The sequence below is a fragment of the Pseudomonas sp. GL-R-26 genome, assembly GCF_019947365.1.
Lineage (GTDB): Bacteria > Pseudomonadota > Gammaproteobacteria > Pseudomonadales > Pseudomonadaceae > Aquipseudomonas.
In genome coordinates, this window is record NZ_JAGYGI010000021.1 from 46,332 (window position 1) to 66,168 (window position 19,837).

Consider the following 19,837-nt stretch of genomic DNA (forward strand, 5'->3'; position numbering starts at 1 on the left):
CGCTCCCACAGGTTTAATGCAGGTTCAGGCAGGGCTTACTTCTTGTCGCGAATCGAGAAGTTCGCCATGTGTTCCAGACCCTTGATCAGCGCCGAGTGGTCCCAGTTGCTGCCACCGATGGCCGCGCAGGTGCTGAACACTTGCTGGGTGTTGGCGGTGTTCGGCAGGTTGATGTTCAGCTCCTTGGCGCCTTGCAGTGCCAGGTTCAGGTCCTTCTGGTGCAGGCTGATGCGGAAGCCTGGATCGAAGGTGCCCTTGATCATGCGCTCGCCGTGGACTTCGAGGATCTTCGAGGACGCGAAACCGCCCATCAGTGCTTCACGCACCTTGGCTGGATCGGCACCGTTTTTCGAAGCGAACAGCAGGGCTTCAGCCACGGCCTGGATGTTCAGGGCCACGATGATCTGGTTGGCCACCTTGGCGGTTTGGCCGTCGCCGTTGCCACCGACCAGGGTGATGTTCTTGCCCATGGCCTGGAACAGCGGCAGGGCGCGTTCGAAAGCGTCGGCATCGCCGCCGACCATGATGCTCAGGCTCGCAGCCTTGGCGCCGACTTCACCGCCGGATACCGGGGCATCGAGGTATTGCGCGCCTTTTTCGTTGATCTTTGCCGCGAAAGCCTTGGTGGCGGTTGGCGAGATCGAGCTCATGTCGATGACGACTTTGCCTTTACCCACGCCAGCAGCGATGCCGTCGGCACGGAACAGCACGTCATCGACCTGCGGGGTATCGGGCACCATGACGATGATGAACTCGGCTTCCTGGGCGACTTCCTTCGGGTTCGCCAAGGCAACGGCGCCGGCGGCAACCAGGTCGGCAGGCGCAGGGTCGTGGTGGGCCGACAGGAACAGGCTGTGACCGGCTTTCTGCAGGTTCGCCGCCATTGGGTGGCCCATGATGCCGGTGCCGATAAATCCGATTTTAGCCATGAGAAAATCCTCTTGTTTTTGTGTAGCCAAATTTTGTCTACGTAGCTGAGACGAGCACACCCTGTGGCGAGGGAGCTTGTTCCCTCGGCACAGAGATCCGGTTCAATCTCAGATCGCGTTATGGGTTTTCAACCAGCCCAGGCCCGCTTCAGTGGTGGTCAGCGGCTTGTATTCGCAACCGACCCAGCCCTGATAACCGATGCGGTCCAGGTGTTCGAACAAGAAGCGGTAGTTGATTTCACCGGTACCTGGTTCATTGCGCCCCGGGTTGTCCGCGAGCTGCACGTGGTTGATCTCGCCCAGGTGCGATTGCAGGGTGCGGGCCAGATCGCCTTCCATGATTTGCATGTGGTAGATGTCGTACTGCAGGAACAGGTTGGCGCTGCCGACCTGCTCGCGAATCGACAGGGCTTGCGCCGTGTTGTTCAGGTAGAAACCTGGAATGTCACGGGTGTTGATCGCTTCCATCACCAGCTTGATACCCGCCGCTTGCAGCTTGTCGGCCGCGTACTTGAGGTTGGCGACGAAGGTTTTCTCCACGGTGGCATCGTCAAAGCCCTGCGGACGAATACCGGCCAGGCAGTTGACCTGGGTGTTGCCCAGCACTTGCGCGTAAGCGATGGCCAGGTCGACACCGGCACGGAACTCTTCGACCCGGTCCGGCAGGCACGCGATACCGCGCTCGCCCTTGGCCCAGTCACCGGCCGGCAGGTTGAACAGCACTTGGGTCAGACCGTGGGCGTCGAGCTGGGCCTTGATTTCGGCGGAGCTGAAGTCGTACGGGAACAGGTATTCGACACCACTGAAGCCGGCCTTGGCGGCCGCTTCGAAACGGGCGAGAAAGTCCTGTTCGGTGAACAGCATGGACAGGTTGGCTGCGAAACGCGGCATGGTGGTCTCCCGTAAATGTGTGAAGGCCCCTTGTAGGAGCGAGCTTGCTCGCGAAAGCGGTGGGTCAGTCAACATCTCTGTTGAATGTGAAGCCGTCTTCGCGGGCAAGCCCGCTCCCACAGGGGGAGCGGTCAGCAGTTAATCGAGCAACGAAATCGCAGTCGGTGCGTCGTCGCCGACCAGCGCCAGGTCTTCGAATTCGTTGACGGCGTTGATCTCGGTGCCCATGGAAATGTTGGTCACACGCTCCAGGATGATCTCGACGATCACCGGAACCTTGAACTCTTCGATCAGCTCCTGGGCCTTGCGCAGGGCAGGCTGGATCTGAGACGGTTCGAATACGCGCAGTGCCTTGCAGCCCAGGCCTTCGGCCACTGCGACGTGGTCGACACCGTAGCCGTTGAGTTCCGGCGCGTTCAGGTTGTCGAAGGACAGCTGCACGCAGTAGTCCATGTCGAAACCGCGCTGAGCCTGACGGATCAGACCCAGGTACGAGTTGTTCACCACAACATGGATGTACGGCAGCTTGAACTGCGCGCCCACCGCCAATTCCTCGATCATGAACTGGAAGTCATAGTCCCCCGACAGGGCCACGACTTTACGGTTCGGATCGGCCTTGACCACACCCAGCGCTGCCGGAATGGTCCAGCCCAACGGGCCTGCCTGACCGCAGTTGATCCAGTGACGCGGCTTGTAGACGTGCAGGAACTGCGCGCCGGCAATCTGCGACAGACCGATGGTGCTGACGTAGCAGGTGTCTTTGCCGAACACCTGGTTCATTTCTTCGTAAACGCGTTGCGGCTTGACCGGCACGTTGTCGAAGTGAGTCTTGCGCTGCAGGCTGGCTTTACGCTGCTGGCAGTCTTGCAGCCAGGCGCTGCGGTTCTTCAGCTTGCCGGCGGCTTGCCATTCGCGAGCGACTTCGATGAACACGGTCAGCGCGGCAGCGGCGTCGGAAACGATGCCCAGGTCCGGGGTGAACACGCGGCCGATCTGGGTCGGTTCGATATCAACGTGAATGAACTTGCGGCCTTCGGTGTACACGTCAACCGAACCGGTGTGACGGTTGGCCCAACGGTTGCCCACGCCCAGAACCACGTCGGACTTGAGCATGGTTGCGTTGCCGTAGCGGTGCGAAGTCTGCAGACCAACCATGCCCACCATCAGCGGGTGATCGTCCGGGATGGTGCCCCAGCCCATCAGGGTCGGGATAACCGGAATGCCGGTCAGCTCGGCGAACTCCACCAACAGATCGCTGGCGTCGGCATTGATGATGCCGCCACCGGCCACCAGCAATGGACGCTCGGCCTGATCCAGCATGGCCAAGGCTTTTTCCACCTGCACGCGGGTAGCGCTCGGCTTGGCCAATGGCAGCGGCTGGTAGGCGTCGATGTCGAATTCGATTTCGGCCATCTGCACGTCGAACGGCAGGTCGATCAGCACTGGGCCTGGACGGCCGGAGCGCATTTCATAGAAAGCCTTCTGGAACGCATAAGGCACCTGGCCCGGTTCCATGACGGTGGTCGACCACTTGGTGACTGGCTTGACGATGGTGGTGATATCGACAGCCTGGAAGTCTTCCTTGTGCATACGGGCGCGGGGTGCCTGGCCTGTGATGCAGAGGATTGGAATCGAGTCGGCCGAGGCGCTGTAGAGCCCGGTGACCATGTCGGTGCCGGCAGGGCCGGAAGTACCGATGCACACGCCGATGTTGCCGGCCTTGGTACGGGTGTAGCCCTCGGCCATGTGCGAGGCGCCTTCAACGTGGCGAGCGAGTACGTGATCGATGCCGCCAACCTTTTGCAAGGCGGAGTACAGCGGGTTGATGGCGGCACCCGGGATGCCAAAAGCGGTATCGACCCCTTCACGGCGCATCACCAGAACGGCGGCTTCGATTGCTCTCATTTTGCTCATGGTTTTGTGCCTCTTTACGTTTTGTAATTGTATACAAGTGGCTTTGCGCAGAGTGTATTCACGGCGGACGGCGCAGGTCAATCCATTTTCTCAAGCGCTTGTTTCATTCGTCGGAAGCCCGTTCTACTGTGGCTTTTCGTCGCATGTGGCGCCTTTCGAGAATTATTGTATACAAAAAAATAATTCATTGTGTTCTATTTGTTGCATCGGGCTGCGGCACAACGGCGCAGCCCACCGACTTTCCGAAAAACAAAATGAGGACGGCACCATGAGCGCTTTAACCTTGAAAGTCGCAGTCAACCTGGTCAACGAGGCCATCACCGCAGGGCGTGCAATCTCTGCGGCACCCTTGACCATTGCGGTACTGGATGCCGGCGGGCATCTGATCGCCCTGCAACGCGAAGACGGCGCCAGCCTGCTGCGCCCGCACGTCGCCATCGGTAAAGCCTGGGGCGCCATCGCGCTGGGCAAGGGCTCACGCCTGCTGGCGCTGGACGCCCAGCAACGCCCGGCGTTTATCGCTGCGTTGAACAGCCTGGGGCAGGGCAGCGTCGTGCCGGCACCGGGTGGTGTGCTGGTTCGCGATCAGGATGGGAACGTGCTGGGGGCGGTGGGGATCAGCGGCGATCTGTCGGATGTCGACGAGCAGTGCGCGATCAATGCGATCGAGGCGCTGGGGTTGGTGGCGGATGCTGGGGTGGCGGCTTGATCTGTAGCGTCTGATCAATCGCCTTCGCGAGCAGGCTCGCTCCTACAGGGTTTGTGGTCGGACACAAAATTGTCTGAATGCCAGAATCCCCTGTAGGAGTGAGCCTGCTCGCGATAGCTATCTTCCAGTCACATCCAGCCAATAGTTTGCCCGCCCACTTGAATCCACAGAACTAGGCTTCTCATGACCTGATCATGGGAGGCAAAGGAATGCCGGATTCACCTGCTGCACACCGATTGCGAGTCGGGCGCTATGCCGAAACCAGTCGAATTTATCTGTTAACCACCAATACACATCACAGGACCCCGGTTTTCAAGGATTTCACCTTGGGCAGGCTGGTGGTCGATGAGTTTCGAAACGCACAAACACTTGGCTTTGCGAACTCGTTGGCCTGGGTGGTCATGCCAGATCATTTTCATTGGTTAATTGAGTTGCAGAGGGGATCTTTGAGTGAGCTGATGCAGAAAACCAAGTCGATGAGTACCAAAGCCGTGAGGCAGTCTACCGGTCGAACCACCAGTCTCTGGCAGAGAGGATTTCATGATCGGGCACTGCGGCGGGAAGATGATTTGGTGAAGATGGCTCGATATGTAGTAGCCAACCCGTTGCGGGCTGGGCTGGTAGAGAAGCTTGGTGACTATCCGTTGTGGGATGCGATCTGGGTTTGATCTGAAACCGTGTCGTCTCGATCGCGAGCAGGCTCACTCCTACAGGGGAATGCATTCCAAATGTAGGAGTGAGCCTGCTCGCGATTGGTAGCACCGCTGTCCATCAATCCGCCTCACACCCCTTGAGCACCAACCGGATAATCGTCTGCGCCGCCGCTTCATAATCTTCTTCGTCCAGCCGGGCCTTGCCGGTGATGGCGGTGATCTGCCAGTCGAAGTCGGCGTAGGTCTGGGTCGCGGCCCAGATACTGAACATCAGGTGGTTGGGGTCGATGGGGGCGATTTGCCCGCGGTCGATCCAGGTCTGGATGCACTCGATGTTGTGTTTGGCCTGGCCATTGAGCTGTTCGACCAGATCGCTGCTCAGGTGGGGGGCGCCGTGCATGATTTCGCTGGCGAACACCTTGGAGGCGAAAGGCAGGTCGCGGGAGATGCGGATCTTCGAGCGAATGTAGCCGCTGAGTACTTCACCGGGCTCGCCGTCCGGATTGAACGGTGTCGAGGCCTGCAGGATGGGCTCGATGATGCTTTCCAGAACCTCGCGGTAGAGGTTTTCCTTGGACTTGAAGTAGTAGTAGACGTTGGGCTTTGGCAATCCCGCCTTGGCTGCGATGTCGCTGGTTTTGGTCGCAGCGAAGCCTTTGTCGGCGAATTCCTCACTGGCGGCACGCAGGATCAGTTGTTTGTTGCGCTCGCGGATAGTGCTCATAAACCGGGTGATTCCTTGCCTGTTCTGGCGGTTGCGCATGGTATCACCGGCCTCGCGCGGCGCTCAAGAATGCACCGTGGGCTCTTATGTCGCGCTATGCTGCTGCGCATTCATTGCAGAAGGAAACCCGATTCATGGCAGGAAGCAGTTTGCTGGTGCTGATCGACGACATCGCGACCGTGCTGGACGACGTGTCTTTGATGACCCAAATGGCCGCCAAGAAAACGGCCGGCGTACTCGGCGACGACCTGGCACTCAATGCCCAGCAAGTCAGCGGCGTGCGTGCCGAGCGGGAAATCCCGGTGGTCTGGGCGGTCGCCAAGGGCTCGTTCATCAATAAACTGATCCTGGTGCCGTCGGCGCTGGCCATCAGTGCGTTCATTCCGTGGCTGGTCACACCGCTATTGATGGTCGGTGGCGCCTATCTGTGCTTCGAAGGCTTCGAAAAACTCGCCCACAAGTTCCTGCACAGCAAGGCGCAAGACGTCGCCGAGCATGCGCAGTTGGTCGAGGCGGTGGCGGACCCTGCCACTGACCTGGTGGCGTTCGAGAAGGACAAGATCAAAGGCGCGATCCGCACCGACTTCATTCTTTCGGCGGAAATCATCGCCATCACCCTCGGCACCGTGGCCGGCGCTCCATTGACCCAGCAAATCATCGTGCTTTCTGGCATTGCCATTGTCATGACCGTCGGCGTGTACGGATTGGTGGCGGGTATCGTCAAGCTCGACGACTTGGGCCTGTGGTTGACCCAGAAACCCGGACAGATGGCGAAAAGCATCGGCGGCGGGATTCTGCGTGCGGCACCGTACATGATGAAGAGCCTGTCGGTGATTGGCACGGCGGCGATGTTTCTGGTGGGCGGCGGGATCCTCACGCACGGTGTGCCGGTGGTGCATCACTGGATCGAAAGTGTCGGTGCTGCGGCGGGTGGCGGCGGATTTATCGTGCCGGTGCTGCTCAATGGCGTGGCGGGGATTGTGGCGGGGGCGGTGGTGTTGGTTGGCGTCATGGCTGTCAGCAAAATCTGGAAAGCCTTGAAAGGCTGAAGGCAACACATAACAAATGTGGGAGCGGGCTTGCTCGCGATGGCGGTGTAACAGTCAACATCAATGTTGAATGTAACGACCTCATCGCGAGCAAGCCCGTTCCCACAGTGTTTTTGGGGTGCCTTGTTTACTCGGCGATCTGCAACTTGCGCGCTTCGGTGTACACGTAACGCACTTTTTCGTACTCGAATGGCGAGTTCATCTGGCCATAGCGGAAGTTGGTCTGGTGGCGCTTGTCGATGCCGCGCAGGATCCACACTTCCGGATGGTTGGAGCTGACTTCGGCGACGTTGAGGAAGTTGATCGCATTCTCGGCTGTGTAATCCACCGCCAGGCCGCCGGTGTCACGCAGGTTCGACGGACCGAGGATCGGCAGCATGAAGTAAGCGCCGGCCGGTACGCCGTAGAAGCCAAGGGTCTGGCCGAAGTCTTCGCTCTGGCGCGGCAGGCCCATGGCGGTGGCGGGGTCCCACAGGCCGGCGATGCCGATGGTGGTGTTGAGCAGCAGTCGCCCGGTGGTTTCCAGCGAGCGGTGGCCCTTGAGTTGCAGCAGGCTGTTCAACAGGTTCGGCACGTCGCCGAGGTTGTTGAAGAAGTTGCTGACACCGGTACGCAGGAAGCTCGGGGTGACGTAGCGGTAGCCATTGACCACCGGCAGGAACACCCATTGGTCGAAGCGGTAGTTGAAGTGATACACGCGCCGGTTCCACTCTTCCAGCGGGTCGTAGACGGCCAGCGCGTTGAGCGTCGAACGCTCGAACTCGCGCTGGTCCAGGCCCGGGTTGAATTTGAGTTTGCTCAGTGGTTCCTTGAAACCATCGCTGTCGACGACCACGGGGGCATTGGCTTTGCTGTTGTCGGCATTGGCGACACTTGCACAGAGTAGCGCAGCGAAAAGCAGGAGATATTTAGCCACGGAAGAACTCCAGCATGGCGTCGCTGTTGACGCGGTAGTTAATGTTGCCGCAGTGGCCACCGTACGGGTAAACGGTCAGGCGATCACCGAAGGTCTTGCGCAGGAAGCCCAGGTCGCCAGGGCCGAGGATCACGTCATCGGCGTTGTGCATCACAGCAATTTTCGGGCTTTCGTGCAGGTAGTCCTTCAGCGCATACAGGCTCACCTGGTCAATCATTTGCAGCAGGCTGCCGCCGTCGGTGCGGGCGCGCCACATCGGGATCACTTGTTCGGTGATGTAGCAGTCGAAGTCGCATTGCAGTGCACGCTTGAGGAATGGCGTGAGGCTGGTGCCCTCGGTGATCGGGAACTTGGGAGGGGTGATCAGGCCGCGACGGTTGATCAGGTCCGAAGTGAAGGCAATGTCGGCCGCCGAAAAGCGGAACGAGGTGCCGATCAGCATGGCCATCTGTTCGTTGGTCAGATGCTGCTTGGACTGCTGGAAGTCGTAGAGCAGGGCGTCGTTGAGGTCGATGTAGCCCTTCTGCTGGAAGTAGCGGGTCAATTTGTTCAGTACCAGTTCATAGAACGTGGTGCTGGAGTTGATGCCCTTGACTTCCGTTTGCACAAGCTTGTCGAGGTTGGTGATCGAGGTGTAGAGGTTGACCGGCGGGTTGAGCAGCAGGACTTTCTTGAAGTTGAAGCTGCGTCGGGTTTCGTCCAGGTGCGCGACGAAAGCGGCATCCAGTGCACCCAGGCTGTACCCGGTCAGGTAGTAATCGGTGACCGGCATTTTCGGGTTCTGTGCCCGTACGGCCTGCATCACCCGGTACAGGTCTTCGGCGTCCTCCTTGGAAACACCCGGTGTGGCGAAGCGTGATGCGGCGCTCATGAAGTCATAGCTGGTGGGCGATGACAACTGCACCACGTGGTAGCCGGCCTTGTAATAGAGCTTCTTCAGGTATTCATTCAGGCTGCTGTCATAACGCGCGCCGGTACCGGCGATCAGGAATATCAGCGGCGCGGCGTGATCCTGCGTGGCAATGCGGTAGTCGAGTTTCTTGACCGCCCAGAAATTGTCCGGCAATTCGAACGCCCGTTCCGGACGCAAGGTGACGCTGCGCACTGTCTGATCGATGTCATCGTCCAGGGGTAACTCCGGACGCAAGTCCGGCGGCGTGGTCGCGATGGTCGCCTCGAACGGATTGGTCAGGGGGTAGCCGTAACTGGCGGCGTCAATATCGACCGCCAGTGCGGACGCACTCAATATAAGGCCGCCAAACAAGGCGGCGAAGCGCAAGGAACGGAGCATGACTAAATCCCTTAGAAGAAGGTGCCGAATGAATTTCGCAGGCTATGACCACCGGATCTGCGCCAAAGTGCCAAGCCTCGGCACCAAACAGGCTTAATTTCGAAGTAATAGTAGTTGGACGATACACTTTGCAGCGATTGAATGACCAGTTATCAGTTGTTATAGCTTGCGAAACGCTTTCGGGCGATTAAGCTGGCCGCCGTTTTTCGCCAATTGGAGTGTTTCATGTCCCGCCGTCTGCCCGTGATCCTGCTGCTTGTTTTGCTGCCTGTCTGGCTGGCCGCCAGTTATGGCGCGCGTTATGGCTTCATGGAGGATGCGCAGTGGGTCGGCATTTGCGTGGATGAAGCGAATCGCTGGGAATGCCAGGTGCGTTCGAACCTGGGGCTGATGATTCACTTCGCAGTCCTGGGATGGGCTGCGTTGGCGGCTGCGATCGTCGGCTTCATTGTGCCGGGGCGGGCAGGGTGGTGGCTGGCGGTGCTGGCGCTGGTGTTCGGCTTTCCGGCACTGGCGTTGTACAACACCACGCTCGCGGTGTTTGCGGTGGTGATTGCGGGGTTGCGGTTGGTCAGGGCTTCTCGGGGCGCCTGATAGTCCGTCATCGCGAGCAAGTCGGATCGCCGCACCGTCGCTCCCACAGTAGATCTTCAGTGAACACAAAATTTGTGTGCGACAAAGATCAATTGTGGGAGCGAGCTTGCTCGCGATGAGGTCAGTCAGGTCGCTAAAGAGTTAAACCTTGCGAACCCGCAAACAGCGCCACAACGCAGCTACCATCAACACACTCACCAGCGCCCAGCCCCAGGCCTGCTGGTTCTGCAAACCTTCGCGGAACAACTGCGGTGCAATACCAGCACCGATGATGAAGGTCAGCAACGCAATCTCGCGGCGCGGCACGTTCACCGGGCGACACAGATACACCAGCGCCGGCACGACGAACGCGACACTCGGGAAACTGCGATAACGCGGATCGAGCACCAGTTCCAGCATCATCACGGCTGCCGCGAAACCTGCCGTTGCAACCAGCCAGCCAGCACGGCGCTCAAGCAGGTTAAAAGCCCGCACGCGCCAGCCGCCACGAGGGCTCAACGCCAGCGCAGCATGGGCCAGCACCAGCAGATTCAGAGCGGTCAGCAATCCGACCCATAGCCATTCACTGGTAAAACGCGTGGTTACCCGTGCCAAGTCGCCCCAGGCGCCAATCGAGCACGCCGCCAAAGCACCGAGCAGGGGCAGCACCAGCGCCGAACGCGTCGTGCGAACCCGTCCACCGAACAGCAACGTACCGATGAAGATCAAGCCGCCCACCGCCAGCCACTGCGACCAGTACGGTACGTTTGTCACTGGCCCGGCCAGCACGCCCTTGTCCTGGCGATCGGCATCGAACAAGCCCCAGTAACCACCGACCGCACCTTCACTGGCGCGTTTCCAGGGTTGGTCGAAGGCTTCGATCAGGTTGTAATGCCAGCCCTGTTGCTCGGCCATGGCGACAAAGCCGCGAATGAATCTGGCTTCGTTGACCCGGCTCGGCAGGGCCGTTTCGCGCTGGCGACCTTCGCTTGGCCAGCCGGTTTCGCCGATCAGCACATCCTTGGGCGCGAACTTGTTGCCGAACACCTGGCGTACGTCGGCCACGTGTTGCAGGGCGGCGTCGATGTTCGACGGATCATCTTCCCAGTACGGCAGCAAGTGAATGGTCAGGAAGTCCACGGCAGGGGCGATTTCCGGATGCTTGAGCCAGAACTCCCAGACGTCGGCGTAGGTGACAGGCTGTTTGACCTGGCTCTTGACCTTGTTGATCAGCTTCGCCAGCTGCGCGCCAGTGACTTCCTTGCGCAGCAGGGTTTCGTTGCCGACGATCACCGCGCTCACCACATCCGGGTTGGCGTTGGCCGAGGCGATCAACAGGTTGACTTCTTTTTCGGTGTCCACCGGGTTGCTGTTGACCCAGGCGCCGATCATCAGCTTCAAGCCATGCTTGCGCGCAAGGTCCGGCAGGGCTTCGAGGCCGGACATGGAATAGGTGCGGATGCATTCGAAACTTTTGGACAGCAGCGCGAGGTCGGCATCCATACGCTCGGGGCGCAAGTTGAATGGCACGTCAAACGGCGATTGATCCTTGTCGAACGGGGTGTAAGAGGCGCATTGCAGCTTGTGCGTCGCGCTGGCCACGTCCGGCAGGATCACCGGTTTGCCGAGGCCGTACCAGAAGCCGCCAAGGGCAAACAGCCCGAGCAGGCAAGCGAATAGATAAGCAGCAAAAGGGAAGCGGGAGGTCGCGGACATGGTCAGGCCGTGTGGGAACAAAGCGGCGCATGTTACCTGCATTTGCCGCGTGCTTGGTGGCCTGCATGATTTTGACATGCAAAGTTCGGGCGGATTGGCAGGGGTGGTTGTTGAGCTAAGGATTAATGGCTTTCTGATGTCGTTTCTCGATGCCTTGAGGTCGCTGGTAGAGCAGGTCGCCATGAGCGTCAGGTTGATTATCGCAAGTGTCAGTACTCCGCTGATGTTCGAACGAGTTTGCGGTGGGCGTGATGGGGGCGCTGTGCACCATAACAATACGTTTAAGCGACTCGGCATCCGTCGAGCGCAGCACTTTCGGGGAAGTAACGATGAAGATGCGACGACTCTTGGGCGCAGGTGCGGCTTTGGTGCTGGCGATCAGTTCGGCCGTGGCGAGCGCCGCCGGCAAGGACGTGACGATCGGTTATGTCGACGGCTGGTCGGACAGTGTCGCCACGACCAACGTGGCGGCTGAAGTGATCAGGCAGAAACTCGGTTATGACGTGAAGCTGCAAGCCGTCGCTACCGGGATCATGTGGCAGGGCGTGGCCACCGGCAAACTCGACGCCATGCTGTCGGCCTGGCTGCCGGTGACCCACGGTGAGTACTGGACGAAGAACAAGGATCAGGTCGTCGACTACGGCCCGAACTTCAAGGACGCGAAAATCGGCCTGATCGTGCCGGAGTACGTCAAGGCCAAGTCCATCGAGGACCTCAAGACCGACGACACCTTCAAGAACCGCATTGTCGGCATCGACGCCGGTTCAGGCGTGATGCTCAAGACCGATCAGGCGATCAAGGACTACGACCTGACCGGCTACCAACTCAAGGCCAGTTCCGGCGCCGGCATGATTGCCGAGCTGACCCGTGCCGAGAAGAAGAACGAATCCATCGCCGTCACCGGCTGGGTACCGCACTGGATGTTCGCCAAGTGGAAACTGCGCTTCCTCGAAGATCCGAAGGGCGTGTACGGCGCGGCTGAAACCGTGAACAGCATCGGCAGCAAGGGCCTGGAAGCCAAGGCGCCGGAAGTGGCCAAGTTCCTGAAGAACTTCCAGTGGGCCTCCAAGGATGAAATCGGTCAGGTCATGCTGGCGATTCAGGACGGTGCCAAACCTGAAGCCGCTGCGAAGGATTGGGTCGCCAAGCACCCTGAGCGTGTGGCTGACTGGATCAAGTAAGAGTCGCCTCGCTTTAACCTGTGGGAGCGGGCTTGCTCGCGAATGCTGTCTGTCAGTTGACTGGCATGACGCCTTCGCGAGCAAGCCCGCTCCCACATTTATTTTGTACGTGCTGGAAATTGGCGAATCTGTCATGTGGTTCTAAGACTAAGGTCGTCTGGAACCTGCCCCGCAGCCGCATAGAGTGGATACCGTTCCAACTAAATCTGTGCTGCGAGGATAAAAACAATGAACGACAGCATTTACCTCTCGATTCAAAACAGCCCGCGCTTCAAGGAGCTGGTTAGCAAGAGGGAACGATTCGCCTGGATTCTTTCGGCGATCATGCTAGGGCTTTACTCCGGATTCATCCTTCTGATTGCCTATGGACCGCAGGTGCTGGGGGCGAAAATCAGCCCTGAGTCCTCGATTACCTGGGGCATACCGATCGGTGTCGGGCTGATTGTCTCGGCCTTCATCCTGACCGGTATCTACGTACGACGCGCCAACGGCGAGTTCGACGACCTGAACAACGCGATTCTCAAGGAGGCTCAGCAATGATCCGCCGTCTAATGGCTCTTTTGAGCATCGCAGCTTTCGCGCCTGGCGCCTGGGCGGCTGACGCCCTGACCGGTGCCGTGCAGAAGCAACCGCTTAATGTGTCGGCGATCTTGATGTTTGTCGCCTTCGTCGGTGCCACCCTGTGCATCACCTACTGGGCTTCCAAGCGTAATAATTCTGCAGCCGACTACTACGCCGCTGGCGGCAAGATCACCGGTTTGCAGAACGGTCTGGCGATTGCCGGTGACTACATGTCGGCTGCATCCTTCCTGGGTATTTCCGCGCTGGTATTCACCTCCGGCTACGACGGCCTGATCTACTCGATCGGCTTCCTGGTGGGCTGGCCGATCATTCTGTTCCTGATCGCCGAGCGCCTGCGTAACCTGGGCAAATACACCTTTGCCGACGTGGCGTCCTATCGCCTTGGGCAAACCCAGATCCGCTCGCTGTCCGCTTGCGGTTCGCTGGTGGTGGTGGCGTTCTACCTGATCGCGCAAATGGTCGGTGCCGGCAAGCTGATCCAGCTGCTGTTCGGTCTCGATTACCACGTTGCGGTGATCATGGTCGGTATTTTGATGTGCCTGTACGTGTTGTTCGGCGGCATGCTGGCGACCACCTGGGTGCAGATCATCAAGGCCGTGCTGTTGCTGTCCGGTGCTTCCTTCATGGCGCTGATGGTGATGAAGCACGTCAACTTCGACTTCAACATGCTGTTCTCCGAGGCGATCAAGGTTCATCCGAAAGCTGAAGCGATCATGAGCCCGGGCGGCCTGGTGAAAGATCCGATCTCGGCGTTCTCTCTAGGTCTGGCGCTGATGTTCGGCACCGCTGGCCTGCCGCACATCCTGATGCGCTTCTTCACCGTGAGTGACGCAAAAGAAGCTCGCAAGAGCGTGCTTTACGCAACCGGCTTCATTGGCTACTTCTACATCCTGACCTTCATCATCGGCTTCGGCGCGATCCTGCTGGTCAGCACCAACCCGGCCTTCAAAGACGCTGCTGGCGCCTTGCTGGGCGGTAACAACATGGCGGCGGTGCACCTGGCCAACGCGGTGGGTGGCAGTATCTTCCTGGGCTTCATCTCGGCGGTGGCGTTCGCGACCATTCTGGCAGTGGTTGCCGGTCTGACCCTGGCCGGTGCTTCGGCGGTGTCCCACGACCTGTATGCCAGCGTGATCAAGAAGGGCAAGGCCAACGAGAAGGACGAGATTCGCGTCTCGAAAATCACCACCATCGCCTTGGCGGTACTGGCCATTGGTCTGGGTATCCTGTTCGAGAGCCAGAACATTGCGTTCATGGTGGGCCTGGCGTTCTCCATCGCGGCGAGCTGTAACTTCCCGGTGCTGCTGCTTTCCATGTACTGGAAAAAGCTGACCACCCGCGGTGCGATGATCGGTGGGTGGATGGGGCTGATCAGTGCCGTGGGCCTGATGGTGCTGGGTCCGACCATCTGGGTGCAGATCCTGCATCACGAGAAGGCCATCTTCCCGTATGAGTACCCGGCGCTGTTCTCGATGATGATTGCCTTTGTCGGGATCTGGTTCTTCTCGGTTACCGACAAGTCCACTGCGGCTGACAATGAGCGGGCGCTGTTCTTTCCGCAGTTTGTTCGTTCGCAGACTGGCCTGGGTGCAAGTGGTGCTGTTTCGCACTAAGCGTTTGGGTTTGACTGTTTAAGTTGTGTTGATTGGAAATGCCCTGGTCGAGAGATCGGGGCATTTTTTTATTGGGCGGTAATCGACCTGAATTTCGTGGATGTGCCGATTTACTGTAGGGACTGGCGTGCTCGCGAAGACTTTGGGTCGGGCGGAGTGTTTTTTGATGGTGTACATATCCATTCCTGCGGTAACGGCCACCTATGGTTTCGCCCTTACGGCGAGTCACTTTTTTTACAAGCGCCTAAAAAAAGTAACCAAAAAAACGCTCGCCCCGAACGTACGGCCCCTCGCTAAGGCTCGGCGTACCTTCGCTGCGGTATTCATCCGGGGGCATTGCCCTCCGGTCGGCTTCGCTTCGACCTACATGCAATGAGTTCGACTGCGTCGAACGGCGCTGCGCGCCAATCCCCGGATGAACACCTCCACTCAGCCTCCCGAGGGGGGCGGGTGGATCAAGATCAAGAGCTGCAGGCGAGCTAACGCTCGGCCTGATGAGTGGTGAGAAGCGGCGCGGTGGGGGCTGCTCTGCCTTTGCTCTTCTGTGGGGGCGGGCTTGCTCACGAAGGCGGCCTGCCAGCCGACCAGGTAGCTCACGGCCGAACGACCCCAGCAAACAGGCCGGCCGGTAGGCCGCCTCGGACGCTGTTGCGGTGTACGCCCCCTCGTGAGGCAGGACCGGAGCGAGGGCATGCCGAGCCTAGGCGAGGCACCGAATGTCAGGGGCAAGAGCGTTTGGTTACTTTGTGCTTTTTCAAAGTGACCCGCTGTAAGAGCGGAGCTCTAAGTGGCCGTTACCGAAGAAACGGATATGCGCTCGATCAAAAAAACGCGACAAAGCGCACAAACAAAAACGGCCTCCTGCTCTTTATATAAAAAGCAGAGGCCGTTCCCGGTACAACTCAACACCCTACAGCGAGACAGCTCTTACTTGCGGTCTTCCAGCTTGGTGATGTCACGCGACTCGTAGCCGGTGTACAACTGGCGCGGACGGCCGATCTTGTACGGGCTGGAGAGCATTTCCTTCCAGTGGGAGATCCAGCCGACGGTCCGCGCCAGGGCGAAGATCACGGTGAACATGCTGGTTGGAATGCCGATCGCCTTGAGGATGATCCCCGAGTAGAAGTCGACGTTCGGGTACAGCGAGCGCTCGATGAAGTACGGGTCGGTCAGGGCGATCTCTTCCAGGCGCATGGCCAGTTCGAGTTGCGGATCGTTCTGGATGCCCAGTTCCTTCAACACTTCGTCGCAGGTCTGCTTCATTACTGTGGCGCGCGGGTCGCGGTTTTTGTAAACGCGGTGACCGAAGCCCATCAGTTTGAACGGATCGTTCTTGTCCTTGGCCTTGGCGATGAACTTGTCGATGTTCGAAACATCGCCGATTTCATCGAGCATGGTCAGTACGGCTTCGTTGGCACCGCCGTGGGCAGGGCCCCACAGTGCAGCGATACCGGCGGCGATACAGGCGAACGGGTTGGCACCCGAAGAGCCGGCCAGGCGTACGGTGGAGGTCGAAGCGTTCTGCTCGTGGTCGGCGTGGAGGATGAAGATCCGGTCCATGGCCTTGGCGAGCACCGGGCTGATCGGTTTGATCTCGCACGGGGTGTTGAACATCATGTGCAGGAAGTTTTCCGCGTACGACAGGTCGTTGCGCGGGTACATCATGGGTTGGCCCATGGAGTACTTGTAAACCATCGCGGCCAGGGTCGGCATCTTGGCAACCAGGCGGATCGCGGAGATTTCGCGATGCTGCGGGTTATTGATGTCCAGGGAGTCGTGGTAGAACGCCGAGAGGGCGCCGACTACGCCGCACATGACGGCCATCGGGTGGGCGTCGCGACGGAAGCCGTTGAAGAAGGTCTTCAGCTGCTCGTGAACCATGGTGTGGTTCTTCACGGTGCTGACGAACTGGGCCTTCTGTTCTGCGGTCGGCAGTTCGCCGTTGAGCAGCAGATAGCAGGTTTCCAGGTAGTCCGACTTTTCAGCCAGCTGTTCGATCGGGTAGCCGCGGTGCAGCAGGATGCCGTTGTCGCCGTCGATATAGGTGATCTTCGACTCGCACGAGGCGGTCGACATGAAGCCTGGGTCAAAGGTGAAACGGCCCGTGGCCGTCAGGCCCCGAACATCTATAACATCGGGACCAACGGTGCCGGTTAAAATGGGCAGCTCGACGGGGGCTGCGCCCTCGATGATCAACTGCGCTTTTTTGTCAGCCATGTGGCCTCCTATTTATGCTTGAAATCATCAGACAGACCCCCCACGCAGGGCCCGCACCACTATAGTGAGATAAATTCGAATGTCAATTTGCCTAAAGTCTTGCTCCAAAAGGCTTTAACCGGACTTTTTTCTCGAAATTGGCTGCCATTTACGCCTTTTATGTCAGTTGCGCAATCAGCTGTTTGGGTTAGGTGTTTGCGTTGTCATTAGTAGCCTAACTGTCTATACTCGGCCACCGACCGCCAAGGGCTTTTGGGCTTGCTTTCATTGGGGGTCGCATCCCTGGGTGGTGGTTACCTGACCAGTGCACTCCCCAACAACTTTGCCCTGATTGTTAGGGGCTCTTCAGTGTGAAAAAAAAGCCGTGAAAAGCCAACGACCTGTAAACCTAGACCTAAGGACCATCAAACTCCCAGTCACTGCTTACACGTCCATCCTTCACCGAATTTCCGGTGTCATCCTCTTCGTGTGCCTTGCCATCATGCTTTACGCATTGGACAAGTCGCTGAGTTCCGAGGAAGGCTTCGGTCAGGTGAAAGCGTGTCTGACCAGTCCGCTAGCCAAGCTAGTGACATGGGGCATCCTGTCCGCTCTGCTTTATCACCTGGTAGCCGGTGTGCGCCATTTGATCATGGACATGGGCATCGGTGAGACGCTGGAAGGCGGCAAGCTGGGCTCGAAAATCGTTATCGCCGTTTCCGTGGTGGTAATCGTTCTGGCAGGAGTTTGGATATGGTAACTAACGTCACGAACCTGTCGCGTTCGGGCCTCTATGACTGGATGGCGCAACGTGTGTCTGCGGTCGTTCTCGCGGCTTACTTCATCTTCCTGATCGGATACATCGTGGCCCATCCCGGCCTCGAGTACGCCCAGTGGCATGAACTGTTCGCCCACAACGGAATGCGTATCTTCAGCCTCCTGGCCCTCGTTGCCCTCGGCGCTCACGCCTGGGTCGGCATGTGGACCATCGCGACCGACTACCTGACGCCAATGGCGTTCGGCAAGTCCGCGACGGCTATACGTTTCCTTTTCCAGGCAGTATGCGGCGTTGCGATGTTCGCTTACTTCGTCTGGGGCGTGCAGATTCTCTGGGGTATCTGAGTCATGGCTAACATTCCAACGATTTCTTTCGACGCCATCATTATTGGTGGTGGCGGTGCAGGCATGCGCGCAGCGCTGCAACTGGCGCAGGGCGGTCACAAGACTGCCGTGATCACCAAGGTTTTCCCGACCCGTTCGCACACTGTATCCGCCCAGGGCGGCATCACCTGCGCAATCGCGTCCGCTGACCCGAACGATGACTGGCGCTGGCACATGTACGATACCGTCAAGGGTTCCGACTACATCGGTGACCAGGACGCTATCGAATACATGTGTCAGGAAGGCCCGGCTGCCGTTTACGAGCTGGACCACATGGGTATGCCATTCTCGCGTACCGAGCAAGGTCGTATCTACCAGCGTCCATTCGGCGGTCAGTCCAAGGACTACGGTAAAGGCGGCCAGGCTGCGCGTACTTGCGCTGCGTCCGACCGTACCGGTCACGCTCTGCTGCACACCCTTTATCAGGGCAACCTGAAAGCCGGTACCGTGTTCCTGAACGAGTACTACGCTGTCGATCTCGTGAAGAACGGCGAAGGCGAGTTCGTCGGCGTGATCGCCATCTGCATCGAAACCGGCGAAACCACCTACATCCGTGCCAAGGCCACCGTACTGGCTACCGGCGGTGCAGGTCGTATCTACGCTTCGACCACCAACGCCCTGATCAACACCGGTGACGGCGTTGGCATGGCGCTGCGTGCTGGCGTTCCGGTGCAAGACATCGAAATGTGGCAGTTCCACCCGACCGGTATCGCCGGCGCTGGTGTACTGGTTACAGAAGGTTGCCGTGGTGAAGGTGGATACCTGATCAACAAGCACGGCGAGCGTTTCATGGAGCGTTATGCTCCGAACGCCAAAGACCTTGCCGGTCGTGACGTTGTTGCCCGTTCGATGGTTAAAGAGATCATCGCCGGCAACGGTTGCGGTCCGAACGGCGACCACGTAATGCTCAAACTCGACCACTTGGGCGAGGAAGTGCTGCACAGCCGTCTGCCAGGCATCTGCGAACTGTCGAAGACTTTCGCACACGTTGACCCGGTTGTTGCTCCGGTTCCGGTTGTTCCGACCTGCCACTACATGATGGGCGGTGTTCCGACCAACATTCACGGTCAGGCGATCACCCAGAACGGCGAAGGCGTCGACGAAATCATCCCTGGCCTGTTCGCAGTGGGTGAAGTGGCTTGCGTGTCGGTTCATGGTGCCAACCGTCTGGGCGGCAACTCGCTGCTCGACCTGGTGGTATTCGGCCGTGCTGCCGGCCTGCACCTTGAAAAGGCACTGACCGACGGCATCGAATACGACGACGCTACCGAAGCCGATATCGAAGCTGCCCTGTCGCGCCTGAACGCTCTGAACAACCGTACCGAAGGCGAAGACGTGGCTACCCTGCGTCGCGAGCTGCAAAACTGCATGCAGAACTACTTCGGTGTATTCCGTACCGGTGAATACATGCAGAAGGGTATTGCCCAGTTGGCTGACCTGCGCAAGCGCATCGCCAACGTGAAGATCAGCGATAAGTCGCAGGCGTTCAACACTGCACGTATCGAAGCTCTGGAGCTGCAGAACCTGCTGGAAGTGGCCGAAGCCACCGCCATCGCTGCAGAAGTACGTAAAGAGTCCCGCGGTGCCCACGCCCGTGAAGACTTCGAAGATCGTGACGATGAAAACTGGCTGTGCCACACCCTGTACTTCCCGGGTGACAAGCGCGTGACCAAGCGTGCCGTGAACTTCTCGCCGAAGACTGTTCCGACTTTTGAACCTAAGATTCGGACTTATTAAGG

Annotated in this window: 18 protein-coding genes; 10 read left to right on the forward strand and 8 right to left on the reverse strand. The window is 58.9% G+C overall.

Going from position 1 to position 19,837, the window contains the following annotated elements:
* Window positions 1-35 precede the first annotated feature (35 nt).
* The 3 genes from KGA96_RS20890 to gcl all read right to left on the reverse strand — a co-directional run bounded on the left by KGA96_RS20890 (window position 36) and on the right by gcl (window position 3,734).
* Window positions 36-929, reverse strand: a complete 894-nt coding sequence (locus KGA96_RS20890) for a 2-hydroxy-3-oxopropionate reductase (protein ID WP_046037665.1) — start codon at window positions 927-929, stop codon at window positions 36-38.
* A 108-nt stretch (window positions 930-1,037) separates the two neighbouring features.
* Window positions 1,038-1,820 carry a hydroxypyruvate isomerase gene (gene hyi, locus KGA96_RS20895; protein WP_046037664.1) on the reverse strand — a complete coding sequence of 261 codons (783 nt, stop codon included), beginning with the start codon at window positions 1,818-1,820 and terminating at the stop codon, window positions 1,038-1,040.
* A gap of 138 nt (window positions 1,821-1,958) precedes the next feature.
* The gene (gene gcl, locus KGA96_RS20900; RefSeq protein WP_046037663.1) at window positions 1,959-3,734 is read right to left on the reverse strand and encodes a glyoxylate carboligase; all 1,776 of its coding nucleotides are present in this window, start codon (window positions 3,732-3,734) and stop codon (window positions 1,959-1,961) included.
* A gap of 268 nt (window positions 3,735-4,002) precedes the next feature.
* On the opposite strand from gcl, the gene KGA96_RS20905 reads away from it, so the two are divergent.
* The gene (locus tag KGA96_RS20905) at window positions 4,003-4,443 is read left to right on the forward strand and encodes a GlcG/HbpS family heme-binding protein (RefSeq protein WP_046037662.1); all 441 of its coding nucleotides are present in this window, start codon (window positions 4,003-4,005) and stop codon (window positions 4,441-4,443) included.
* A 209-nt stretch (window positions 4,444-4,652) separates the two neighbouring features.
* Window positions 4,653-5,111, forward strand: a complete 459-nt coding sequence (locus KGA96_RS20910) for an REP-associated tyrosine transposase (RefSeq protein WP_046037764.1) — start codon at window positions 4,653-4,655, stop codon at window positions 5,109-5,111.
* A gap of 103 nt (window positions 5,112-5,214) precedes the next feature.
* Here KGA96_RS20910 and KGA96_RS20915 read toward each other — a convergent pair whose 3' ends face one another.
* Window positions 5,215-5,820: a TetR/AcrR family transcriptional regulator gene (locus KGA96_RS20915; RefSeq protein WP_046037661.1), complete on the reverse strand. Its 606-nt coding sequence runs from the start codon at window positions 5,818-5,820 to the stop codon at window positions 5,215-5,217.
* 134 nt (window positions 5,821-5,954) lie between these two features.
* On the opposite strand from KGA96_RS20915, the gene KGA96_RS20920 reads away from it, so the two are divergent.
* Window positions 5,955-6,869: a DUF808 domain-containing protein gene (locus KGA96_RS20920; RefSeq protein WP_223514840.1), complete on the forward strand. Its 915-nt coding sequence runs from the start codon at window positions 5,955-5,957 to the stop codon at window positions 6,867-6,869.
* 127 nt (window positions 6,870-6,996) lie between these two features.
* Here KGA96_RS20920 and KGA96_RS20925 read toward each other — a convergent pair whose 3' ends face one another.
* Window positions 6,997-7,785 carry a VacJ family lipoprotein gene (locus KGA96_RS20925; protein WP_046037659.1) on the reverse strand — a complete coding sequence of 263 codons (789 nt, stop codon included), beginning with the start codon at window positions 7,783-7,785 and terminating at the stop codon, window positions 6,997-6,999.
* Window positions 7,778-9,076, reverse strand: a complete 1,299-nt coding sequence (locus KGA96_RS20930; protein WP_046037658.1) for a serine/threonine protein kinase — start codon at window positions 9,074-9,076, stop codon at window positions 7,778-7,780. Before KGA96_RS20930 ends, KGA96_RS20925 begins: the two co-directional genes overlap by 8 nt.
* Window positions 9,077-9,301: 225 nt before the next feature.
* Here KGA96_RS20930 and KGA96_RS20935 point away from each other — a divergent pair, with 225 nt between their 5' ends.
* A complete protein-coding gene (locus tag KGA96_RS20935) occupies window positions 9,302-9,670 on the forward strand; it encodes a hypothetical protein (RefSeq protein WP_046037657.1) in 369 nt (122 codons plus the stop codon).
* 141 nt (window positions 9,671-9,811) lie between these two features.
* On the opposite strand, the gene KGA96_RS20940 is transcribed toward KGA96_RS20935, so the two are convergent.
* Window positions 9,812-11,407 carry a beta-1,6-glucan synthase gene (locus KGA96_RS20940; RefSeq protein WP_046037656.1) on the reverse strand — a complete coding sequence of 532 codons (1,596 nt, stop codon included), beginning with the start codon at window positions 11,405-11,407 and terminating at the stop codon, window positions 9,812-9,814.
* A 287-nt stretch (window positions 11,408-11,694) separates the two neighbouring features.
* Here KGA96_RS20940 and KGA96_RS20945 point away from each other — a divergent pair, with 287 nt between their 5' ends.
* The 3 genes from KGA96_RS20945 to KGA96_RS20955 all read left to right on the forward strand — a co-directional run bounded on the left by KGA96_RS20945 (window position 11,695) and on the right by KGA96_RS20955 (window position 14,741).
* Window positions 11,695-12,546 (forward strand): glycine betaine ABC transporter substrate-binding protein, encoded by an 852-nt coding sequence (locus KGA96_RS20945; protein WP_046037655.1) that lies wholly within the window; start codon window positions 11,695-11,697, stop codon window positions 12,544-12,546.
* 228 nt (window positions 12,547-12,774) lie between these two features.
* Window positions 12,775-13,086 carry a DUF485 domain-containing protein gene (locus KGA96_RS20950; protein ID WP_008052644.1) on the forward strand — a complete coding sequence of 104 codons (312 nt, stop codon included), beginning with the start codon at window positions 12,775-12,777 and terminating at the stop codon, window positions 13,084-13,086.
* Entirely contained in the window at window positions 13,083-14,741 is a 1,659-nt protein-coding gene (locus tag KGA96_RS20955) for a cation acetate symporter (protein ID WP_046037654.1), read from the forward strand. The genes KGA96_RS20950 and KGA96_RS20955 overlap by 4 nt, the downstream gene beginning before the upstream one ends.
* A gap of 927 nt (window positions 14,742-15,668) precedes the next feature.
* On the opposite strand, the gene gltA is transcribed toward KGA96_RS20955, so the two are convergent.
* Window positions 15,669-16,958, reverse strand: a complete 1,290-nt coding sequence (gene gltA, locus KGA96_RS20960; protein ID WP_007977501.1) for a citrate synthase — start codon at window positions 16,956-16,958, stop codon at window positions 15,669-15,671.
* A 364-nt stretch (window positions 16,959-17,322) separates the two neighbouring features.
* Here gltA and sdhC point away from each other — a divergent pair, with 364 nt between their 5' ends.
* Genes sdhC through sdhA form a run of 3 tightly spaced genes read left to right on the forward strand, consistent with a single transcriptional unit; the run spans window position 17,323 to window position 19,835 of the window.
* The gene (sdhC, locus tag KGA96_RS20965) at window positions 17,323-17,697 is read left to right on the forward strand and encodes a succinate dehydrogenase, cytochrome b556 subunit (protein ID WP_032829628.1); all 375 of its coding nucleotides are present in this window, start codon (window positions 17,323-17,325) and stop codon (window positions 17,695-17,697) included.
* Entirely contained in the window at window positions 17,691-18,059 is a 369-nt protein-coding gene (gene sdhD, locus KGA96_RS20970) for a succinate dehydrogenase, hydrophobic membrane anchor protein (RefSeq protein ID WP_046037653.1), read from the forward strand. Before sdhC ends, sdhD begins: the two co-directional genes overlap by 7 nt.
* A 3-nt stretch (window positions 18,060-18,062) precedes the next feature.
* Window positions 18,063-19,835: a succinate dehydrogenase flavoprotein subunit gene (gene sdhA / locus KGA96_RS20975; protein WP_046037652.1), complete on the forward strand. Its 1,773-nt coding sequence runs from the start codon at window positions 18,063-18,065 to the stop codon at window positions 19,833-19,835.
* Window positions 19,836-19,837: the final 2 nt, after the last annotated feature.

Coding starts and splice junctions, on each gene's coding strand:
- KGA96_RS20890 (WP_046037665.1), bottom strand. CDS start 929: ATGGCTAAAATCGGATTTATCGGCACCGGCATCATGGGCCACCCAATG.
- hyi (WP_046037664.1), bottom strand. CDS start 1,820: ATGCCGCGTTTCGCAGCCAACCTGTCCATGCTGTTCACCGAACAGGAC.
- gcl (WP_046037663.1), bottom strand. CDS start 3,734: ATGAGCAAAATGAGAGCAATCGAAGCCGCCGTTCTGGTGATGCGCCGT.
- KGA96_RS20905 (WP_046037662.1), top strand. CDS start 4,003: ATGAGCGCTTTAACCTTGAAAGTCGCAGTCAACCTGGTCAACGAGGCC.
- KGA96_RS20910 (WP_046037764.1), top strand. CDS start 4,653: ATGCCGGATTCACCTGCTGCACACCGATTGCGAGTCGGGCGCTATGCC.
- KGA96_RS20915 (WP_046037661.1), bottom strand. CDS start 5,820: ATGAGCACTATCCGCGAGCGCAACAAACAACTGATCCTGCGTGCCGCC.
- KGA96_RS20920 (WP_223514840.1), top strand. CDS start 5,955: ATGGCAGGAAGCAGTTTGCTGGTGCTGATCGACGACATCGCGACCGTG.
- KGA96_RS20930 (WP_046037658.1), bottom strand. CDS start 9,076: ATGCTCCGTTCCTTGCGCTTCGCCGCCTTGTTTGGCGGCCTTATATTG.
- KGA96_RS20935 (WP_046037657.1), top strand. CDS start 9,302: ATGTCCCGCCGTCTGCCCGTGATCCTGCTGCTTGTTTTGCTGCCTGTC.
- KGA96_RS20940 (WP_046037656.1), bottom strand. CDS start 11,407: ATGCAGGTAACATGCGCCGCTTTGTTCCCACACGGCCTGACCATGTCC.
- KGA96_RS20945 (WP_046037655.1), top strand. CDS start 11,695: ATGAAGATGCGACGACTCTTGGGCGCAGGTGCGGCTTTGGTGCTGGCG.
- KGA96_RS20950 (WP_008052644.1), top strand. CDS start 12,775: ATGAACGACAGCATTTACCTCTCGATTCAAAACAGCCCGCGCTTCAAG.
- KGA96_RS20955 (WP_046037654.1), top strand. CDS start 13,083: ATGATCCGCCGTCTAATGGCTCTTTTGAGCATCGCAGCTTTCGCGCCT.
- gltA (WP_007977501.1), bottom strand. CDS start 16,958: ATGGCTGACAAAAAAGCGCAGTTGATCATCGAGGGCGCAGCCCCCGTC.
- sdhD (WP_046037653.1), top strand. CDS start 17,691: ATGGTAACTAACGTCACGAACCTGTCGCGTTCGGGCCTCTATGACTGG.
- sdhA (WP_046037652.1), top strand. CDS start 18,063: ATGGCTAACATTCCAACGATTTCTTTCGACGCCATCATTATTGGTGGT.